At 62.1% G+C, this 20,130-nt stretch carries 14 protein-coding genes, 3 pseudogenes and 1 riboswitch; of the genes and pseudogenes, 5 read left to right on the forward strand and 12 right to left on the reverse strand.

All coding sequences use genetic code 11. From position 1 onward, the window contains the following. Nucleotides 1-352: 352 nt before the first annotated feature. Together X760_RS43730 and X760_RS43735 are read right to left on the reverse strand one after the other, a co-directional pair. The gene (locus X760_RS43730; RefSeq protein WP_023717058.1) at nucleotides 353-2,473 is read right to left on the reverse strand and encodes a ParB/RepB/Spo0J family partition protein; all 2,121 of its coding nucleotides are present in this window, start codon (nucleotides 2,471-2,473) and stop codon (nucleotides 353-355) included. 237 nt (nucleotides 2,474-2,710) lie between these two features. After that, nucleotides 2,711-3,652 (reverse strand): zincin-like metallopeptidase domain-containing protein, encoded by a 942-nt coding sequence (locus X760_RS43735; protein WP_023717060.1) that lies wholly within the window; start codon nucleotides 3,650-3,652, stop codon nucleotides 2,711-2,713. 507 nt (nucleotides 3,653-4,159) lie between these two features. Between X760_RS43735 and X760_RS77755 the strand changes: the two genes are divergently transcribed. Beyond that, on the forward strand, nucleotides 4,160-4,591 hold the full coding sequence (locus X760_RS77755; RefSeq protein ID WP_245278500.1) for an excisionase: 432 nt from the start codon (nucleotides 4,160-4,162) through the stop codon (nucleotides 4,589-4,591). Beyond that, a complete protein-coding gene (locus X760_RS43740; protein ID WP_245278501.1) occupies nucleotides 4,588-5,646 on the forward strand; it encodes a site-specific integrase in 1,059 nt (352 codons plus the stop codon). Before X760_RS77755 ends, X760_RS43740 begins: the two co-directional genes overlap by 4 nt. A gap of 228 nt (nucleotides 5,647-5,874) precedes the next feature. On the opposite strand, the pseudogene X760_RS77760 reads toward X760_RS43740, so the two are convergent. From X760_RS77760 to X760_RS43775, 8 genes and pseudogenes are all read right to left on the reverse strand, one after another. After that, nucleotides 5,875-6,018: pseudogene (locus X760_RS77760) on the reverse strand (GTPase RsgA); the annotation flags it as partial. Further along, on the reverse strand, nucleotides 6,014-6,775 hold the full coding sequence (locus tag X760_RS43745) for a hydroxymethylpyrimidine/phosphomethylpyrimidine kinase (protein WP_023717062.1): 762 nt from the start codon (nucleotides 6,773-6,775) through the stop codon (nucleotides 6,014-6,016). The gene X760_RS43745 and the pseudogene X760_RS77760, both read right to left, overlap by 5 nt. Then, a complete protein-coding gene (locus X760_RS43750) occupies nucleotides 6,766-7,371 on the reverse strand; it encodes a thiamine phosphate synthase (RefSeq protein ID WP_023717063.1) in 606 nt (201 codons plus the stop codon). The genes X760_RS43745 and X760_RS43750 overlap by 10 nt, the downstream gene beginning before the upstream one ends. Continuing rightward, a complete protein-coding gene (locus X760_RS43755; protein WP_023717064.1) occupies nucleotides 7,368-8,141 on the reverse strand; it encodes a thiazole synthase in 774 nt (257 codons plus the stop codon). Before X760_RS43755 ends, X760_RS43750 begins: the two co-directional genes overlap by 4 nt. A 3-nt stretch (nucleotides 8,142-8,144) precedes the next feature. After that, a complete protein-coding gene (gene thiS / locus X760_RS43760) occupies nucleotides 8,145-8,342 on the reverse strand; it encodes a sulfur carrier protein ThiS (RefSeq protein ID WP_023717065.1) in 198 nt (65 codons plus the stop codon). Next, nucleotides 8,311-9,312 (reverse strand): glycine oxidase ThiO, encoded by a 1,002-nt coding sequence (gene thiO, locus X760_RS43765; RefSeq protein WP_023717066.1) that lies wholly within the window; start codon nucleotides 9,310-9,312, stop codon nucleotides 8,311-8,313. Before thiO ends, thiS begins: the two co-directional genes overlap by 32 nt. Then, entirely contained in the window at nucleotides 9,309-11,144 is a 1,836-nt protein-coding gene (gene thiC / locus X760_RS43770; protein WP_023717067.1) for a phosphomethylpyrimidine synthase ThiC, read from the reverse strand. The genes thiO and thiC overlap by 4 nt, the downstream gene beginning before the upstream one ends. A gap of 103 nt (nucleotides 11,145-11,247) precedes the next feature. Continuing rightward, a riboswitch (TPP riboswitch) is annotated at nucleotides 11,248-11,364 on the reverse strand. 182 nt (nucleotides 11,365-11,546) lie between these two features. After that, nucleotides 11,547-13,091 carry a Fic family protein gene (locus X760_RS43775; RefSeq protein ID WP_023717068.1) on the reverse strand — a complete coding sequence of 515 codons (1,545 nt, stop codon included), beginning with the start codon at nucleotides 13,089-13,091 and terminating at the stop codon, nucleotides 11,547-11,549. A gap of 1,149 nt (nucleotides 13,092-14,240) precedes the next feature. Between X760_RS43775 and X760_RS43780 the strand changes: the two genes are divergently transcribed. From X760_RS43780 to X760_RS43790, 3 genes and pseudogenes are all read left to right on the forward strand, one after another. Continuing rightward, complete coding sequence (locus tag X760_RS43780) at nucleotides 14,241-14,696, forward strand: DUF4440 domain-containing protein (protein WP_051409569.1); 456 nt, start codon at nucleotides 14,241-14,243, stop codon at nucleotides 14,694-14,696. A 526-nt stretch (nucleotides 14,697-15,222) separates the two neighbouring features. Then, nucleotides 15,223-16,632: pseudogene (traG, locus tag X760_RS43785) on the forward strand (IncP-type conjugal transfer protein TraG); the annotation flags it as partial. Beyond that, nucleotides 16,629-18,053 (forward strand): annotated as a pseudogene (locus X760_RS43790) (transketolase); the annotation flags it as partial. The pseudogenes traG and X760_RS43790, both read left to right, overlap by 4 nt. A 104-nt stretch (nucleotides 18,054-18,157) precedes the next feature. Here X760_RS43790 and X760_RS43795 read toward each other — a convergent pair. Further along, nucleotides 18,158-18,910, reverse strand: coding sequence for an ATP-binding cassette domain-containing protein (locus X760_RS43795; RefSeq protein ID WP_036244138.1), 753 nt, complete (start codon nucleotides 18,908-18,910; stop codon nucleotides 18,158-18,160). A gap of 9 nt (nucleotides 18,911-18,919) precedes the next feature. Continuing rightward, a complete protein-coding gene (locus X760_RS43800; RefSeq protein ID WP_023717073.1) occupies nucleotides 18,920-20,119 on the reverse strand; it encodes an alanine racemase in 1,200 nt (399 codons plus the stop codon). Nucleotides 20,120-20,130 lie beyond the last annotated feature (11 nt).

Consider the following 20,130-nt stretch of genomic DNA (forward strand, 5'->3'; position numbering starts at 1 on the left):
TCGAGGAGAGCGGAACGGGAATGAACCGGGCGGCCCTCTCTCTCGACCAATCCGGCTCAAATCCGCCCTGGCCGGCCTCTCCCCTCTGGACTGCGGTCCTGCCGATAACGATCCTTCTTCGATCCAGGCGCTGCGCCGCTACCCGCCGTCAGCCCAACGACGACAGCGGCAACGCGGTTGGCAGCCCGGGGCGATATCTTGGCACGCAGTGGGGACGGCGGGGCAGCAGCCGCCGAGCGAGAAGGACGCGGCTGAAGCGGCCAATTAGCTTTGCCCGTGTCTGAGAAAGTGAGCGTCCGGCAGCGGTAGGAAAGGGCGCGGAGCGGGCCGAACCCGCTCCGCGCGAGGCGATCTATTCAGCGGCCATGTGCGGTTCGCTGTCTTCAATCTGCGCATCGTCGTCTGAGAGGAATTCGGGCAGCTCTTCCCCATAGCCGTCGGTGCCGGCGCCGTTATCAGCGCCAGCGCTGCCGTCGAGGTCGACCAGGCGCAGCGGCTCGGGCAGCCAGCCACTATCGGTCAGCAAGCGCTCGGCTTCCTTCGCCATATCTCCCTTTTTCAGATGCTCGATTAGCTGCGCGGCCTGTTCGCCCTTCGCCTCTCGCACCGCCTCGAGAATGCGGGACTTGGTGATGCGGCCGAGATAGTTTTCGACTGTCGGTGTCCAGCCGGCGTCAACCATATCGAGACCGACCGCGCGTGCCAGTCGATCAGCTTGCGCGATCCGCTGCCGAACGCCGTGTGCCGAGACAGCGCCGCCATAGCGGTCGCCTTTCTCGTGGAGCGCGTTCACGCCGTAGCTGACGCAATGGGCGAGCAACGCCGCGCGGCTGGTCTCATCAAGTGAGGCGATCCAGTCCCAAAGTGCATCGTCCTCGGTCGGCAGGTCCGATTTCCAGCCCTCATGGCGTTCGGCCACCGATTTCGCCGAGGGGCTGTCCTTCAGGTCACCTGCCTGCAGAGGGAAGAAGACGTGACGGATCGAGGCCTCCAGGCACCCGTTCGTGGTGCGGTGCTGGAACGTGTCAGTGACCAGCTTGTGCAAGAGCGCTGTCATGGCGACGTGAGGGTTGCCGGCAACCGCATCGCGCAACGCCAGTGTCCGGTGTGCGGTCAACTCTGTCATCAGTCGGTCCGGCAGGGGCTTGACCGCATCGTCCTCGTCTTCCTCGCACTCGACAGCCTGGCCGCCAATGGTGACAACGGCACGGTGCACCGACGAGCTGTCGGCAGCTCCGGACCTGCCGTCCCTTTTCGATTCATTCGCGCCGTCAAATGACATCAGCGGCACGTCCTCAGGCCGGAGAAAGCCGCGGTCGACCGAGAGTGAGCCGTCAGTGTCGATGCTGACGAACGCGCCGGCGACGGCGATGTCGGCCGGATCGAATTGCCTTGGGCGCTTGTCGAAATTGGCGAGCGCGGTCTCGATTTCACCGAGTCGCTGATCGACGTCTTCGGGCAGCTCGTCAGCACCCTCATATTCGGTTTCAAGCTTGGCATGCTCGGCGTTGAGGGCATCGATGGTAGCCTGCTCCTCGGCAGAGAGATCGAGCGGATCACTCTGCAGATGATACAGCCCACGCGTTGCGTCGTAGGGGAAGCTGATGGCGACCTCGACCCACTTCCAACCCTCGGCTGCAACTTCCTGGGCAACCGCCTTGAGCTTCTCTGTGACCAGGCGGTCCAGCAGCGCTGCATCCTGCAGCCAGCCGCCGTCATCCGACTGGAACAGGTCGTGCATGACGATACCACCCGCGGCCTCATAGGCGTCGGTCCCCACGAAGACGGCGCGCTTGTCGGAGGCGCGCACCGTCGTTTCGGTCAGCATGCGCCGGATTTGATAGGGCTCTTTCGACCAGGCATCCCTGATTGCCTCCCAGATCTGCTCCTGGCGAGCGCGGTCTTCAGAGACCGTGAAAGCCATGAGTTGCTCCAGCGTCATCCCGTCATCGGCATACACATCGAGCAGCACTGGGGAGACAGAAGCCAGCCTAAGCCGTTGCTTAACAACGTTGACCGGCACGAAGAAGGCTGCGGCAATCTCCTCCTCGCTCATGCCTTTTTGGCGCATGTCCTGGAAGGCGCGAAACTGATCGAGCGGGTGCAGCGGCGCTCGCTCAATGTTCTCGGCGAGCGACACCTCCTCGGCAACGATCGCGCTGTGACGGGCGCGCACGACACAGGGCACGAGGGCGGTCTTGGCGAGGCGCTTTTGCTTCACCAGCAGCTCAAGCGCGCGGAAGCGCCGGCCTCCGGCAGGCACCTCAAACATGCCAGTCTCGTTACCGTCGCTGTCGACGACGGGCAAGACGCTGAGGCTCTGGATCAAGCCGCGGCGGGCGATCGAGGCCGCAAGATCCTCGATCGAGATGCCGACCTTGACGCGCCGGACATTGGACTGGGAGAGCACCAGCTTGTTGAACGGAATGTCGCGCGAGGACGACAGGGTGATCTTCTGAACGGCAGTAGCCATCGGGATGTACTCCGCGACGGGCGGCCGAGAGCCTCTCTCTCGACCTCCAAACCCGTCATGAGAATTCCGTCACTCCTCGCCCTCTGATGTGCTCGGCAGCCACGCGACACTTGTCGCGGAGCAGCAGGTCGGTCCTGGCGCTCTGCAACGACTTCGCCGCAGCGGGGTCCGGCATCGAGGCAGACTTCGGTCATGAACGCATCCGCAGGAAGACGCCGAACTGGAAGCGGGCGGCCATTACGCTGCCTCCCGCCGATCGTCGTCAGCGGCCACTTTGTCCGGCAAAAAACCCAAGAGATAATCCGCAGCCCTGCTTGCCAGAGAGGCGGCGCGAACGATCGCACGGTTATCCTCGCGCAGCACCTCCAGCCACGAGCCGATATAGTCGGCGTGACGCACGGTCGGCGTGATGCCCAGCGAGGCGCAACAGAAAGCCGCACATATCTCGGCAACCAGCTCTTCGAAGGCATACTTCTTGGTGCCGAAGGAACCAGACAAATCCCGGTTGAGGCGTGAGGCATGACCGGTGGCGTGCCCGAGTTCATGCAGGGCGGTCCGGTGCCAATTGATCGGCTCGAAGTAGGCTTGGGGTGGCGGGACCCGCACATAATCGTGGGCCGGAGCGTAGAAGGCGCGGCTGCCACCAACCCGGAAATCGATCCCCGTCTGCTTGATCAGCCTCTCGACCTTCGGCTCGATCAGGCCGGGTAGGGGCGGGTGCGTGGCCATCGCAACATCGTCGGGCAGCCCGTCGCACTGCGCGGCGTTGAACACCGTGAAGCGTTTGAGGAATGGGATCGATCGGGCTTGCTCGCCGGTTTCGCGGGTACGCTTTTTCTCGTCGTCGGGCACGAACCGATGGGCGTAGACGACTGTCGTTCCATGCTCACCCTTGCGGACGCTACCGCCAAGCGCGAGCGCCTGGCGGAAGGTCAGCCAGCTCTGTCCTGAAAAGCCCTGCTCGATCACCGAACCCCAGAGGATCAGGACATTGATTCCAGAGTATTGCCGGTCGGTGGCGGCGTTCTTCGGCATGGCGAGCGGCGCCTTCGCAGCTGCCATTCCCCATGGCTGAACCCAGGGCAGCCGACCGGCCTCCAGCTCGCCGATGATCTTGCTGGTGATGTCCTCATATACGCTGGCCCGCGTCGGGGCAGCTTGGTGCCGATGCTTGGTCATTGCGAGTCTCCGCGCCGGGCGCCGGGAGCCTCTCTCCCAGCCTTCAACCCGTCAGTGCGCCAAGCGCGGCCCTCCAACTTTATGAACTCAAATGAAGATTTCGGTTGCCGACCAACTCCGAGGTGGAAGACACCATTCGAAACCGCAGCGTGAGGCGATCAGCAGAACCCACTAAGCCGGGCGCACGGGAGTAGGCCCAAGCGACCCGGCAGTGAGTCCATGAAAACGGAAGCCGCACAGACAGCCGAAGCCAGTCAGGAGCGGTTCCACCGGCCACGGAAGTGGGGAGCCAGCCGAAAGGCTCGTGGAGTGCGCGTCAGCGCAACCGTTCCGATTAGCAGGTCAAAGGAGCATCTTTGCCGCAGGCGCTCCAGTCGGCGCTTTTCGCAGCCGTATATTCAGAGAAAAGATCGTGCGGCAGGGCATCCGGAATGGCGAGACAGAAAAGTGTGCTCAATGCGAACCGCGATCCGTCTGTTTCCGAGCGAAACTATCGGACCATAGAGATTGGCTGAGGGCTCCGTTTTGAAAATCCCCGACCAATTCGACGAGACCACGCCCCTGCGCGTCGCGATTGCAGCACGAATTGCCTTTCCCGATGGCTCGATGTGCGCAGCAGGCCTACGCAAGGAACGTGACGCCGGCCGACTTGAAACCGAGCTAATCGCAGGAAAGGAGTACGTCACCTTGCTGGCGATCACCAGAATGAGGGAACTATGCCGCGGGCGTCGAAAGGGCCACGCCTCGTCTGGCGCGGCGAAAGCTGGAAAAAGGACGGAACACTCCGAAACAAAGCTGGATGGTTTATCCGCGATCGAACAACGTTCATCAGCGCTGGCAGCGGCGAAAAGGGCCATCCAGGACCTGAAGCTGAAAAGGCGCTCGCGGTCTACATCGCCAGCAAGTACCACCGAGCGCGCGGTGCCGAAGATGTCTTGATAGCCGATGTCGTCAGCGTCTACCTGAGAGAGGTTGCACCGAAGCATGCCGCGCCGGAAGAGACGGCGGCTCGGCTGGACAACATCCTCGATTTCTTCGGTGAAAAGACCCTCGCCGCTATTAACGGCAAACTCTGCCGCGACTACGCCGCGTCCTGTCCCACAGAAGCCGTTGCGCGCCGCCAACTCGAGGATTTTCGTGCAGCCGTCAACTACTATCGCAGGGAAGGTTACACGACTGCCGCACCGACGATTGTCCTGCCCGACAAGCCTGGTGCACGCGAGCGCTGGTTGACGCGCAGTGAAGCGGCCGCTCTCATCTGGGCAGCTTGGCGTATGAAGCAGAAATGGAAGGGCCAGGAGAGCGGCCGGCGTACCGGACGACACCTCGCCCGCTTCATGCTTGTCGCGCTTTATACAGGAACACGCTCTGCCGCAGTCTGCGGCGCCGCCGTCCGTCCAACCAAAGGGCGTGGTTATGTGGACCTTGACCGCGGCATCTTTTACCGCCGTGCCGATGGCGCAAAGAAGACCAAAAAACGCCAGCCGCCCGTGCGCCTGCCGGACCGGCTATTGGCTCACCTCCGCCGCTGGGCGTGCACGGATCTCGATATCAGAACCAAGGCGCGCGGCAAAAGCGCAAATATCGGCCGAAAAATATCGCAAGATTTTGTCGTGGAATGGAATGGAAAGCCGGTGGTGTCGGTAAAGAAGAGCTTCAGGAGAGCTCGCGAGGCAGCCGGCCTCGGTCCCGACGTCACTTCGCACACGCTTCGCCACACCGCTGCGACCTGGCTGATGCGGGCCGGCGCCGACATGTGGCAGGCGGCGGGCTTTCTGGGCATCACCGTGGATGTCCTGATCGATACTTATGGCCACCATCATCCCGACTTCCAGGCAGACGCCGCCGAGAAGATCGCCAAGAAGCAGGTCGCCGCCGAGGCGACGAAATCGGTCTCAGGACAGATGACAATGAAACATGAACTCGGCAGGGGGGGCCCTATGTTTCCCACCCAAAGCTCGAAAGGAAACGCGATCATTGCGAAGCAAGCGTGACGATCGGGCCCAAAAAGCTGCGGCTTTGCTGGTAGCGCACATCGTTCGGGACGATGGGGTCGCAGGTTCACGCTGCCACCCGCACCACTTTCTCTAATTTGGGTTGGGCGGTCACGCCGTTCGAATCCACTCCGACTCCCCGGACTGAACGAAACTGCGAACTACGAGCTGCCGATCCCCTCGAAACAAGAGGACCAGCTCTCCTCCTTCATGAATGATCGCTGCGACCGCGGCCGAATTGCTTCCACGAGGTCCGGTTCGAACCGCCGTGTTGTTGCGATTTTCGTCTAAGAGTTTGCGCCAGCGAGCAAGACGCTCAGGATCCAGCATACTAGCGGCCAAAGCTGCTTGTACCGCATAGCCGGGTTCATTCTGCTCCATTCCTCTGAAACGTGGCGAAGACAACCCGCTTGCTTTCGCGCACGCAGTCTTCAAGCGGCTTCGCCTTCGCCAGATGCGCCGCAATCGCGCTGGCCAGTATGCAACCTGTTCCGCGCATTGATGTGGCAAGGCGCGGTGTATCGACGTGGATGGGTTCATGATCGGAGCGTAATAAAATATCGGTCGATCGGAGTCCCGAGGCATGCCCACCCTTGATCAGCAGGGCCTGAGGGCCGGCGGCCAACAGTCTTTGTCCTTGTCGGAGCGCATCGTCCTCATCCACTGCCAGTTCGGAGCCAATAAGGTGCGCCAGTTCGGGAAGGTTGGGCGTGACAAGGCAGCAAAGCGGCATCAGATCGCGCTTCATGACAGCGATAGCGGCTGCCTGTAAGAGCGCCCGGCCTGAGGTGGAGGCCAGCACTGGATCGAGTACTGCCGGCACCTGTCGATTTTCGCGCAGTACGGCGGCAACCGCAGCGATGGTCTCGGCTGTTCCGAGCATGCCGATCTTGATTGCCGCCACTTCGTTGGCCTGCAGCGCGGCGCGCATCTGATCAGCCACCAGGCTTGGTGGCGAATGAAGGATTTCCAGTACGGCGTCGTGCGTTTGCACTGTGAGCGCGGTGACAGCGAGGCAGGTGCGCACGCCAATGGAAGAGATCGTCTCGATATCGCGTGCAATTCCAGCCCCACCGCTGGAGTCTGATCCGCCGACCACGAGCACATGCGGTTCTCGCCTCAGCGCCATGGCTTTGTCTTTTCGATCCATTCTCGCGTGCGCGCTTCGGGATCGGCATTCAAGGTGATGTCGGTGACCACCGCGGCGCTGTCCGCACCAGCCTCGAAGACACCGTCGAGCCGGTCGGGGTTGAGGCCGCCGATGGAGACCAATGGGATCGGCGCAACCCGATGCTTCCACTCGCTGATCCGCTCGAGCCCTTGCGGCGCCCATTTCATCTGCTTCAGGACGGTGGGATAGATGGGGCCGAGCGCGATATAGTCGGGCTCGGCAGCGATGGCCGTTTCCAGTTCGAGATGATCGTGCGTGCTGAGCCCAAGCTTCAATCCGGGGTACTTAATCGCCAGCAGGTCGGCCGCAGCCAAATCCTCTTGGCCGAGATGGACGAAGTCGCAGCCTTCCTCAATGGCGAGCCGCCAATGGTCGTTGACGATCAGTTGGCAACCATGGACCGCGCAGACGCCGTTCGCGCGGCGGATTTCCGTCCGCAACGTGGCCTCGTCCCTATCCTTGATGCGCAACTGAACCAGCTTGACGCCAAGCGGCACCAGCCGTTCGATCCAGGCGGCGCTGTCGACGATCAGGTAGAAGGGGTCGAGCTTCATGAAAAAACTGCCCTGCCAATTGTCGGCGTCGACGGCACGGCGACGTCCTGCGGTTCGAGCATTCCCGAGTTGAAAGCTTCACGACCGGCCTCGACCGCCTTGCCGAACGCACGCGCCATGCCGACCGGATCGGCCGCCTTGGCGACTGCGGTGTTCAGGAGTACGGCGTCAAAGCCGAGCTCCATGACGGTTGCCGCGTGCGACGGCCGTCCGAGCCCCGCATCCACGATCAGCGGAACGCCTGGGAAATGTGCGCGCATCGAGCGCAGCGCCGGAATGTTGATCGGCCCGAGGGCGGAACCGATCGGTGCACACCACGGCATCAGAACCTGGCAGCCCGCCTCCAGCAGTCGCTCGGCGACGACAAGATCGTCGGTGGTATAGGGGAATACATCAAAACCGTCCTCGCACAGGATGCGGGCGGCCTCGACCAGCCCGAACACGTCCGGCTGCAGCGTGTCGTGGTTGCCGATCACTTCGAGCTTGATCCAGTTGGTGCCGAAAACTTCGCGCGCCATCTTCGCGGTCGTGACCGCTTCCTTGACGGAGTGGCAGCCGGCAGTGTTGGGCAGGATTCTGACGCCGAGCGAGCGGATCAACGACCAGAATTGTTCGCCGGCCCCGCCGCCTGCCATCTCACGGCGTAACGAGACGGTTACCGCCGAAGCGCCCGACGCCTTGACGGCCTCGGCAAGGATGGCCGGCGATGGATATTGAGCGGTGCCGAGAAGCAGGCGGGAGGCAAGCGACGTTCCGAGAAGATCGAACATGGCCTAGCCTCCCTGCATCGGTGAGAGGATTTCGATCCGGTCGCCGTCGCTCAACCGGAATTCCGCCCGGTTGGCTTTGTGCACGAGTTCGCTGTTGACGGCCGTTGCCAGCCAATCGCCTTCATAGTCGAGCGCCGCAAGCAGCTCGGCCAGCGTGGTGGCTGCAACCTCATGCACTTTGCCGTTGACCGTCAGTTTCATGAGCAAGCTCCTTCGTTCCGTCTTGATGGAAGACCAGGTCGGCCGCCTGGCGCGCCATGGCAGGGGCGAGAAGAAAGCCATGGCGATAAAGCCCGTTGACTGCGACGGTGCTTCCATGTGCCTCGACACGCGGCAGATTGTCGGGAAAAGCAGGACGGACGCCGACACCGGTTTCAACGATCCCGGCCTCGCCGAATGCCGGATGGAGGGCATAGGCGGCACCCAGAAGCTCCATCATCGAACGCACCGTGGCCGGCTCGGCGGACCCGCTCTCGATCATGGTCGCACCGACCATGAAACACTGGCCGGTGCGCGGCACCACATAGAGCGGAAAGCGCGGATGAAGCAGCCGGACCGGGCGCGACAGCGAGATGTCGGGCGTGCGCAGGATCAGCATTTCGCCGCGAACGCCACGTAGCCGGTCATCGATGGCTGCCATTCCCGTGCAGTCGATCTGATGATCGAAACCAAAAACATGCCAGACCTCGGTGCCGAAGTGAAACTCGACACCCATGGCTGCGAGCTTGTCATGAAGCGCTGCCATCGCCTGACGCGGGTCGAGATGCGCCTCGTCGGAGAAGAGCAATCCGCGCCGGAAGCGGCCGGCGAGGTCGGGCTCCAGGAGCGCAATTTCGTCTTCATCGACACGCCGATGGCCCGAGGTGCGGCTGGCGAAGCGGTCGATCTCGCCCGCATCGCGCGGCGCGGCCACGACCAGCGTTCCGGCCCGCGTCACCTGGCCGGGGGTTGCGGCATCCCACCAGTCGGCGGCACCGCGCCCGAGATCCAGCACCGGCTGCTCGGCGCTTTCGCGCTCGCACCATGGCGCCAACATGCCGCCGGCGAACCACGACGCATTGCCCCCAAGGCCAGGCCTTGTCTCGGCAACGGAAACCGCCGCGCCGCGTGCGGCGAGCTCGAAGGCGGCGGTGAGGCCGGCAACGCCGGCCCCTTTGACCAGCACCTTCATGATGGCTCACGTGGCTGAGGTATGAGCGGTGCGCCGGTCTCGTCCGCCGGCAGGTAGAGATCGCCGCCCTCGCGGTATTTCGCCGCCATCGCCGCCATGCCCTCCTTCTGCGCTTCGGTGCGGATGTCGTGGGAAATTCGCATCGAGCAGAATTTCGGCCCGCACATCGAGCAGAAATGCGCCAGCTTGTGCGCCTCCTTGGGCAAGGTCTGATCGTGGAAGGACCGCGCGGTTTCGGGATCGAGCGACAGGTTGAACTGGTCCTCCCAGCGGAATTCGAAGCGCGCGCGGGAAAGGGCATCATCCCTGACTTTCGCCGCCGGATGACCTTTTGCCAGGTCGGCGGCATGGGCGGCTATCTTGTAGGTGATCACGCCGATCTTGACGTCGTTGCGATCGGGAAGGCCGAGATGCTCCTTGGGCGTGACGTAGCAGAGCATGGCGGTGCCGAACCAACCGATCATCGCCGCGCCGATGCCGGAGGTGATGTGGTCGTAGCCCGGCGCGATGTCGGTCGTCAGCGGCCCAAGCGTATAGAACGGCGCCTCGCCGCAGACGGCGAGCTGCTTGTCCATGTTCTCCTTGACCTTGTGCATCGGCACGTGGCCGGGGCCTTCGATCATTACCTGGCAATCCTTCGCCCAGGCGATCTGTGTCAGCTCGCCGAGCGTCTCCAGCTCGGCGAATTGTGCTGCGTCATTGGCGTCGGCGATCGAGCCAGGACGAAGGCCGTCGCCCAGCGAAAAGGACACGTCATAGGCGCGGCAAATGTCGCAGATCTCGGCGAAATGTTCGTAGAGGAAGCTTTCCCGGTGATGATGCAGGCACCATTTGGCCATGATCGAGCCACCGCGCGAGACGATGCCAGTGACCCGGTCAACGGTCAGCGGGATGTAGTGCAGCCGCACGCCCGCATGGATGGTGAAATAGTCGACGCCCTGTTCGGCCTGTTCGATCAGCATGTCGCGGTAGACCTCCCAGGTCAGGTCCTCGGCGATGCCGCCGACCTTTTCGAGCGCCTGATAGAGCGGCACCGTGCCGATCGGAACCGGCGCGTTGCGGACGATCCAGTCGCGGATGTTGTGGATGTTGCGGCCGGTCGACAGGTCCATCACCGTGTCTGCGCCCCAGCGGATCGCCCACACCATTTTTTCGACCTCTTCAGCCATCGACGATGTGACGGCGGAGTTGCCGATGTTGGCGTTGATCTTGACCAGGAAATTGCGACCGATGATCATCGGCTCGCTCTCGGGATGGTTGATGTTGGCGGGAATGATTGCGCGTCCGCGCGCCACCTCATCACGCACGAAATCCGGCGTGACGAAATCGGGCAGTGTCGCGCCGAAAGCCTCGCCGTCGCGCTCAAGCTTGCCGTGCAGGATCTCGCGACCAAGGTTCTCGCGGATGGCGGCGAACTCCATTTCGGGTGTGATGATGCCGGCGCGCGCATAGGCAAGCTGCGTCACCGCCTTGCCTGCTTTGGCTCTGAGCGGTTGATGGCGAATGGGAAATTCCGGCGTCAGGCGTTCGCCCGTCGCGAATCCGTTGTCCTCCGGCCGGACATGGCGGCCGTCATAGGCCTCGACATCGCCGCGCGCCGTAATCCATTCGTGGCGAAGCCGTGCAAGGCCATTTTCGATGCTGGTTTCGACAGTCGGGTCTGTATAGGGGCCGGACGGATCGTAGACGGTGACGGGCGGTTCGCCGGCCGTCGGATGGACGGAGATTTCGCGCATCGGCACCCTGATCTGCGGGTGGATGGCACCGGGCTTGTGGATTTTTCGTGAGGCGGGCAGCGGTCCCGTCGAGACGGCGGGGGTGAGGGCATTCATCTTGAGGCTCCTTTGCTCGTTGCATTGGAGACCCAGTTCTGTGCCGGGAGGATGAAAAGACGCTTCTGTCGACCTGCCGAAACAGGACCTCGGGCGTAAACTCCCGCAAGCGCTTGCACCGTCCCTACGCCAGTATGAACTGGATCAGGTTCAACGGGTCACTGCGCCGCGAATGCCAGCAGTATCTCAGCCCCTTGCCGGGACTCCCCTGGTGAATGCGTGAGGTTGGACGGGACGGCTCCGGTTTGTCAAGCGCGTTCTGGCCGCGGCTGATCGGCGGCCGGTCAGACCGTGCGGAAAAAATCGTGCATGTCTCGGCGACAAGTCAAGCCTCCGAGATGAAGGCAGGGACAAGGGAATTACAAACCGTCGGACTAAAAATCGATCCTGATGATCACACCTTCAATGGGCACCAAAGGTTTGCGCGTAGATCGCCTCGATTCTTCCTGCCTCGTCACTGGTCAGCGTGGCGAATTCCTTTTCGCGCGCGCGGTTCGATAGATGTCCATCATTCTGGTGAAGAAAACGGAAGAGCAGATCGGTCAACCGCTCGGGCATGTCAATAAAGGCGTCCACCTGCTGCCGGAACTGATCGTAGCGCTGCAGAAATGCGGTTTCCTCGGGAAGGTCCCGTTCGATCGTCCGCTGAACGCAGGCATAGAGGAATTCGGCGTGCGGGGTTGCATCGAAGAACCGGTAGAAATCACCGGTGTCATTCAGCACCCGGACGTTGAATTGCGGCGTCGGTTCCCATTCCACCAATGGCAGAAGGCGCTGCGAATAGCTCTCGAGCACGCCCCTGTACTCGTTGATCTGGTCCAGGATCGCGGCCGAGACGGGAAAGACCACTCCCGGCGGATTGAAGCCGCGCATGGCAAGGACGTGGTGGATTAGGTAGCGGTGAATGCGGCCGTTTCCGTCCTCGAACGGGTGAATGTAGACAAAGCCGAAGGCGAGGATTGCGGCGGCTACGACTGCATCAAGGTTTTGCGCGGGGCCCTGATCGAACGCCGCCATTCCATCGATTAGCCGCGGCAGGTCCTCGGGCCGAGCGCTGATGTGATCGGGCAAGGGCGTGCCGTTGTCTCGGTCATGCTCACCGACGAAACCTCCTTCTTTTCGGAAGCCAAGTCTTGCGAAACGGGCGTCGCCAAGTACAATTCTTTGCAGACGCAGCAGCTCATCGCGATCGATCGGCCAGCGGCCGGCTTCGCCGATGGCGCGGCCCCAGCGCTGGATGCGATCTTGCGGCGGGCGCTCGCCCTCGATCGCATAGCTTGATCGCGAGTCTTTGAGCAAAAGAAAGGCGGCGGTCCGAGCAAGAAGGTCGCGCGGCACGTCCGCTACGATTGCCTCCGCGCGCCGCGGTAGTTCAAGGCCGATGAATTTTTCGAGAATCTTGGTGCGGAACACCAGAGGGCAGAACTCACGCGTGCCGGGGAGATTGTCCCTTACGCGGTAGCGCGAAGCGGTCTTGTCGGGTCCGGGCCACTGCAGCTCGGGATCGACAACCGGAATGTATCGTCCGGCCGCCGCGTCCGGCAGATCGATACGGGCGCCCCTCAGCCATTCATATAAAAACCAGATGCGGCGGGCATAACTGCCGGTCGGGCTTTCACGGACCAGCGCCTCGATCGGCGCGGGACCGGTCACTTGGAACAGCCGCTTGAGGACGGCAAGGTCCAGTCCCTCGTACTTGAGCGCAAAGGTCAGGTGGCCTTCGAGGGTAGGATTTGGGGCGTGGCGGGGGGTCATGATCCGCCAGCCATCCCGTTCGGTAATGCGATGATGCTCGCCCGTGGCGAACAACCTACGGGGCAAGGGCACGGCGAGCCTGTAGGCTCCGACCAGGGCGCTGTACCCGGCCGGGGTCGCCGTTTCAGGAAGGCGGATTTCCTGAAAAACGGTAACAGGACCTGAAAATTGGTGCTCTTGCACCGGAGGCATGAAAAGCGAATCCTTTCATCGAATTTTGGTTCAGCTGGGCCAACACCTGTGAAAAATGATCCTATTCCATGAAAATTGATGCCACAAGACAAATTTTCCGAAAACCGATTCTAAACGGTGCTGGAGTCATCAAGCAAGTACTCCGCCACCGGCTCAAGGAAGCGACTTCATGACAAAAAGGTGAGTCCAGGAACCGCCATTCGCCCGTCTCTTAGTCACGAGGCCGGCACGGATGGCCCGCCTTACGTCGAGCCGGATTGCTCGAGGAGAACCGCGCCGTTCGGGGCTCACTCATAGAGCGCTCCGGCGCGCGATCCCGATTTGATAGCCGCGATCACGCTCGCGACTGATCTTGGTGACGTGGCGGCGTCGGAGTAGAAAACTGATGCAGGATCTCGGTGGCGTCGTGTGTGTGTGTGTGTGACCTGAAGTGAGTTCTCTGCGGTATGGGGGACGGCACGCAGCGCGCGCGTCTTCTCGGCAAACAGATCGACGAAGCGGCACCGAAGGGAAGTTCCTGGCATTCATTCTCGCCATCGCTGCCCCAATTTGCCGACCGGACTGCCGATCGATCTCGCCCAATACTTTGCGCGCGCAAGGGCCGAAGTTGAACTGGGTGGCACCTGCTCATTCGGGAGCTAACTCCTGCTTGGCGCGCTAGCCCGAGAGAGCTGTGCCTGATCGAATGCGTGAAATCGTAGCTCGGGTGGAGAGGCTGACACGGTCATCTGTCACCCGCCTTCGGGCTGTAACGGAAAGCGCGACATCGTCTCCAATGCTCGTTCCCCACGTCGAGGGCCCAGCGGCTTGGCTGCGGGGGGACTGTCAGCTAGTGGCCGCTGGGCCTTGACGACCAGCGAGCGTAAGAGGAGGCCCTGCGCTGGCTGACGAAAACTTGCGAGCAAAGCCACGGAAAAGCATCATTCGAACGAACTCTTTCGTCGAGACGAGGAGGGCAGTGAGGCGGTAGCCGCCGCTTTGAAGCTCTCCGGCAGCTGCTACGCTGGTCGTTCAGAGGGTCGCAGCTGCGCTTGCGCCGTCATATCAGATAAGTCTAATATAATCCGCGCCTAGCCATCGAACGCCGCGGCGCCCTCGGGTCGGCGCTATTCATCGGGTGGGCATGTCGGGTACGCAAGGGAGGACGAAATGAGACTGGTTCAGTCATTTGCATTTGCTGCTGTGCTGCTTCTTTCGTCTGCATTGTCTGCGGCCGCCCACTCGGCTCGTGAGGACATCGAAGCGGCGTTGGTAAAATTCATGGACGCCTTCAACAGCGGAAACGCAGCAGCGGTAGGTCAAATGTATACCGACGATGCCGCTCTGCTGCCACCCGACGGCAAACGCGTCGATGACCGCAAGGGCGTGGAAGAATTCTGGCAGGGCGCAATCAAGGCCGGGATGAAGAATCTCACCCTGAAGGCGCTGGAAGTGGAAGGGAGCGGGAATCTCGCCTACGAAGTTGGCGCATTTACGCTCAGTGTGCCGAGCAAAGGCGGTGCCCCTTCCACCGTTGCGGGCAAGTACATTGTCGTTTGGAAAAAAGGGGGCGACGGGACATGGCGCCTGCATCGGGACATCTGGAACTTAGGTGCGGCCCAATAGATTCCGCGATCCGTGAGGCCGGCGCGGCTTGCAACAGTTCCAACGAAAGTCCATGGCAATAGTTGATGTGACTGAATTCATTAACAAAATTGAACAGACTTGATGGGTCTGCTCATCGAGTCGGCTCTGGATCTATCGCGCTACCGATCAGGGAGGCGGTAAGANGGTAAGATTCGAGCTCAGCAGAACGGCTGACCACCACTTGCCGGGACTAGAGTGTTCTCCGGCTCGGCGCGCCGCTGAGGACTCTTGTTCATTTGGTCATGCGCAATCCGTGGTTCTCCAAGAACCCGTCCATCTCGTCAAATGCCATCTGAGCCGAGACAACTAACTATCATTGGGCAAGTAGCGGCTCAACGGCTCCAGAAGAAAGCAGCCCCCCTATGCTCGTTCAACATTCGAGATCGCATCGGGCAAGTCTTTCCACGTGCGGGTACGCCATGCTGCTTCGACCGCCCCTTTTTTCTTGCGGATTTAGGAATTCGAGCTTTTCGGTTGTTCCGATCATCCATTTGGGAAACGACCGATGCCGGCAAGCAAGGTTTTATGGGGCCAGATACTCACCGCCTTTCTGATCGTCGTCGCGACAACATGGGGAGCAACACAGTGGACGGCAGGGCGGCTCGACTTTCAAAGCCAACTCGGTCCGCCGTGGTTCGAATTGGCTGGACACCCCGTTTATCCGCCGCCAGCCTTTTTCTGGTGGTGGTTTTTCTACGACGCCTACGCGCCGAACGTCTTCCTGGAGGGCGCGGCGATTGCGGCGAGCGGAAGCCTCATGGCTATCGTCGCAGCGATCGGGACGTCGCTGTGGCGGGCGCGCGAGGGAAAGGATACCACGACTTACGGCTCGGCGCGCTGGGCGACGCGAGACGAAATCAAGGCCGCTGGGATGATCGGTCAGGATGGGGTGATCCTGGGTATGTTGGGCCGACACTATCTACGCCACGACGGTCCGGAACACGTGCTATGTTTCGCACCGACCCGAAGCGGCAAAGGCGTCGGCCTGGTCGTGCCGTCACTACTGACCTGGCCGGGTTCGGCAATCGTCCACGACATCAAAGGCGAAAACTGGGAACTGACGGCCGGATGGCGGGCCCGTTTCGGCCAGGTGCTTCTGTTCGACCCGACCAATGCTGGATCCGCAGCCTACAATCCTCTGCTGGAGGTGCGACGGGGCGAGTGGGAAGTTCGAGATGTGCAGAACGTGGCGGATGTCCTGGTCGACCCAGAAGGCACATTGGAACGCCGCAACCACTGGGAGAAGACCAGCCATGCGTTGCTGGTCGGCGCAATACTGCACGTGCTCTATGCGGAGAAAGACAAGACCCTCGCAGGCGTGGCGAACTTCCTTTCTGATCCAGAGCGGCCAATCGAGGCAACGCTGCGCGCCATGATGCTGACGCGGCATTTGGGTGATGCAGGCCCGCATCCCGTCGTGGCGTCGGCTGCTCGGGAACTGCTTAACAAGTCCGAGAACGAGCGTTCCGGCGTGCTCTCGACGGCCATGAGTTTTCTGGGCCTCTACCGCGATCCAGTTGTGGCCAAGGTGACGTCATACTGTGACTGGCGGATCGCAGACCTTGTCGAGGAGGCACGGCCGACGACGCTCTATCTGGTCGTGCCGCCATCGGACATCAGTCGCACAAAGCCGCTGATGCGACTCGTGCTTAACCAGATCGGCCGCAGGCTCGCCGAAAATCTTCACGCGAAGGATCACCGGCAGCGTCTTTTGATGCTGCTGGACGAGTTTCCCGCGCTCGGCAGGCTCGATTTCTTCGAAAGCGCGCTGGCCTTCATGGCCGGGTATGGCATCAAGTCGTTCCTGATTGCACAATCGCTCAATCAGATCGAGAAGGCCTACGGACCGAACAATTCCATCCTCGACAATTGTCATGTGCGGGTGAGCTTCGCCACGAATGACGAGAGGACGGCCTGCCGCTCGCCGGCCACAAGGACAACCACGCCGGCCTGATGACCAAGGATCAGATGGCGGTCCTTCGCGCCTCGATGTCGGTCGGCGACGGGCGGGAGTGGGACGCCTTCGAGGGATTGGCTGTTGGGGATTTGGAGCTGCAAGGGTTCCTCGATGCCGTTCCGTTCGCGGCAAAGGGCCAGCGGCGCCGGCACGCCCAGCGCATCGTGATCCCTGGTCGTCTCGTCGCGGAAGCCAAAGGCAGCGTCTCCACGCAGGTCGGCTTCGGCAGAATTCTGGACGAGATTGCGCGAGCTGGCGGGCCGCTCGCCGACGCGATCGTCACGGCATCACCCGATGTCACGGTTTCGACCAATCTCGGCCCTTGGGTCAACCGGCGCGGCCTGTTCGCGCGTCAGTCACTCGCGGACACTTTCCGCAGCGAACGCATCGCCTCGGCGCAGAAATGGGAATTCGGCACCTCCGGCCAGCACATCGAACTCGGCATCGCCGAAAATAATCTGTTCATCCTGCTGTCGGCACTTGGGCTGTCGCATTCGGTTTTCGGCAAACGGCTGCTGCCGATCGGCACACTCTACGATCCGTTCATCCAGCGCGGTCTCGATGCGCTCAACTATGCCTGCTACCAGGACGCGCGCTTCCTCCTTGTCGCGACGCCTTCGGGGGTCACATTGGCGCCGGAAGGCGGGGCGCATCAGTCGATCGCCACACCGTTGATCGGCATAGCGCAAGACGGGCTTGCCGCCTACGAGCCGGCCTTCGTCGACGAGTTGGGCGTGATCATGCGCTTTGCCCTGGATTATATGCAGCGCGACGGCGACGCCGTGCAGTCGGAGCGCACCTGGCTGCGCGACGAGGCCGGCGGCTCGGTCTATCTGCGGCTCTCGACGCGCCCGGTCGAGCAGATCACGCGTAGCGTGACGCCCGTACTCGAGCAGGAGATCATCGACGGCGGCTACTGGCTGCGGCATCCGGGTCCTAATGCCGAAGTAATTGTTGCCTATACCGGCGCGGTTGCGCCGGAGGCCATCGAGGCTCTCGGCATTATGGCGGAGGACCGTCGCGATGTCGGTCTCCTGGCGGTGACCTCGGCCGATCGGCTGAACGCAGGCTGGACTGCCGCGAGCCGGGCACGCGAACGCGGCGTTGTTCATGCCAGGAGCCATGTCGAAAGGTTATTTGCCGACCTTCCGGCGCATTGCGCCATCGTCGCCGTCACCGACGGCCATCCGGCCGCGCTCGGCTGGTTGGGCTCGGTCTACGGCCATCGCACGCGTAGTCTCGGCGTCGAGCATTTTGGCCAGTCGGGCACGATCGGCGATCTTTACGGGCATTTCGGCATCGACGCCAATTCCATAGCCACAGCGGCCGACCGGATTGCCGGCGGTCGCCCCATTCGCTACCTGCGTGCTCTAGATTGATGCTGGCAACATTCTCTGGCCGAGGCCTGATCGTGGATCTGAAGTGATGCCACTCACTGCTCGGGTAACGCAGTATCTGGAACGGCGCGCCTCTATCGACCAGGCTAGTGCTGAAGCCCGGTGATCATGGCGACGATCTCGTTCTTGTCGGTCTCGCTGGTCTTGCGCACGCCGATCTGTTTGCCACGTCGCAGAACACAGATCCGATCTGAGAGCCTGAACACCTGGTCGAGACTGTGGCTGATGATCAGCACGCCAATATTGCGCTGCTTCAGCGACAGAACGATCGTCTCGACCTTGGCGGTTTCGGCAACGCCGAGCGCGGCGGTTGGCTCGTCGAGCAGGATCAGCTTGCTTGCCCAGTGCGTGGCGCGCGCGATCGCCACGCCCTGGCGCTGGCCGCCCGAGAGATCGCGGATGGTGGCGTGAGCCGATGGGATGCGAACGTCGAGATCCTTCACCAGCTTTTCGGTGTCGTCAATCATCCGGCGTCGGTCGAGCAGGCCGAAGCGGTTCACCGGCTCGCGGCCAAGAAACATGTTCATGTAGACGGTCTGCTGATCGGCGAGCGCCAGGTCCTGATAGACCACCTCAATGCCGTGGGCGCGCGCCATGGTGGCGCTTGACATTGCCACCGCCTGCCCCTCGATGATGATCGTCCCGGATGTCGGAGCATGCACCCCCGTCACGATCTTGACCAGCGTCGACTTGCCGGCACCGTTATCGCCGACCAACGCCACTATTTCGCCGGGATAGAGCTCGAGCGAGAAATTTTCGATGGCGGTCAGGCCGCCGAAATTCTTGCGGATGTCGCGCAGCTGCAAAACAGGGGCCGTGCCGGTCATGGTCGCGTTCATCGCTTGCTCCTAGACGGGCCAGGCAGCGGTTTCGCCAAAACCGTTTTCGATCGTTTCGACTTGGGGGGCCCGCTTTGAGACACCGGAGATGCCGACCACGTAGGCGCGGGTCACGAACGCCTGGCCGCGAAAGCCGAACACCGCCGTGTCGCCGGGGCGTGGAGCATTGGCGCCGCTAGCGTCAATCATTGCGTAATAGTCGATTGCCGCAGGCGGCGGCACCTCGACGTTTCTGAGCGCGGCGGCGGCCGTGGTGGGATCTGCGGACACGATTGCCTTCACCTCATAGTCCGGAAAGATCGGATCGATATAGAAGCCGCCACCAAGGCAGTAGGCTTTGCCGCCAGACAAATGCGACACCTCGGTCAAATACAGAACGGCAGGGAGCTCCGGCAGATCCTCCATGACGTGCAGCGCGGTGGTGCCGGCCAAGCCATTGCCCGGTTCACATTGCGTGGCGCCGGCTTCGGCCAGCGCGCCAAGCAGGACACTCGACGTCGTGCCGGGCGCGTTCACCTCTATGTTGCTGCGGCCGGACTTGGCGAGCGCTTCGGCAGCTCCGCCCAGTGTCGCCAGATTGTGTGTCGGCAGGACCTTTCGCGTGGTCTGGTCGAACAGCAGCGCCGGGAAGGTGGTGATGCCAGCGAATCGTGCGCCGTCGAGGCCATCCAGTTTTTCGGCGACCGCGGCGATATCGGCCGCCTCAAAACCACCTTCGTGGCCGCGGTAGAAAACGTCACCATCGGCGCGGATGCGGGCAAGCAGGTTTTGCGTGTACCCGGCGAGCCTTGCGCTGGCAGCGGCTTCTTCAGCCTTGGTGTCGTTGAAGACGGTCCAATAGTCCGGCCTGAACGTTTTGGCCGCCGCATTGGCCTCGTGCCTTGCGATCTGCTGCAGGTGGCCAAGATGACCGAGCCTCAGGCCGGCTCTGTGCGTTGCCCGCGCGCAGGCCATGTCGACGGCAACGGCCTGATCGATGCCGCCGCGCTTGAGCGCATGGCAGAACGAACTGGCGCGGCCGACCTGCTTGGTCATGGCGAAAATCTTCAGTCCAAACCGGTCGGCCTCGCGCTTCAGGACCCGGGCGTTGCTTTCGACGGCATCGAGGTCGAGCACATACGAATTAGCCGGCAGCTTTCCTTCCTGGTGCAGGCGCATGGCGCTTTCTATAAAGCTCGGATTGCGGCGCCGCAGAACAGCGAGGAACATGACAAAACTCC

Origin of the sequence: Mesorhizobium sp. LSHC420B00, from assembly GCF_000503055.1 — a bacterium.
Taxonomy (GTDB): domain Bacteria; phylum Pseudomonadota; class Alphaproteobacteria; order Rhizobiales; family Rhizobiaceae; genus Mesorhizobium.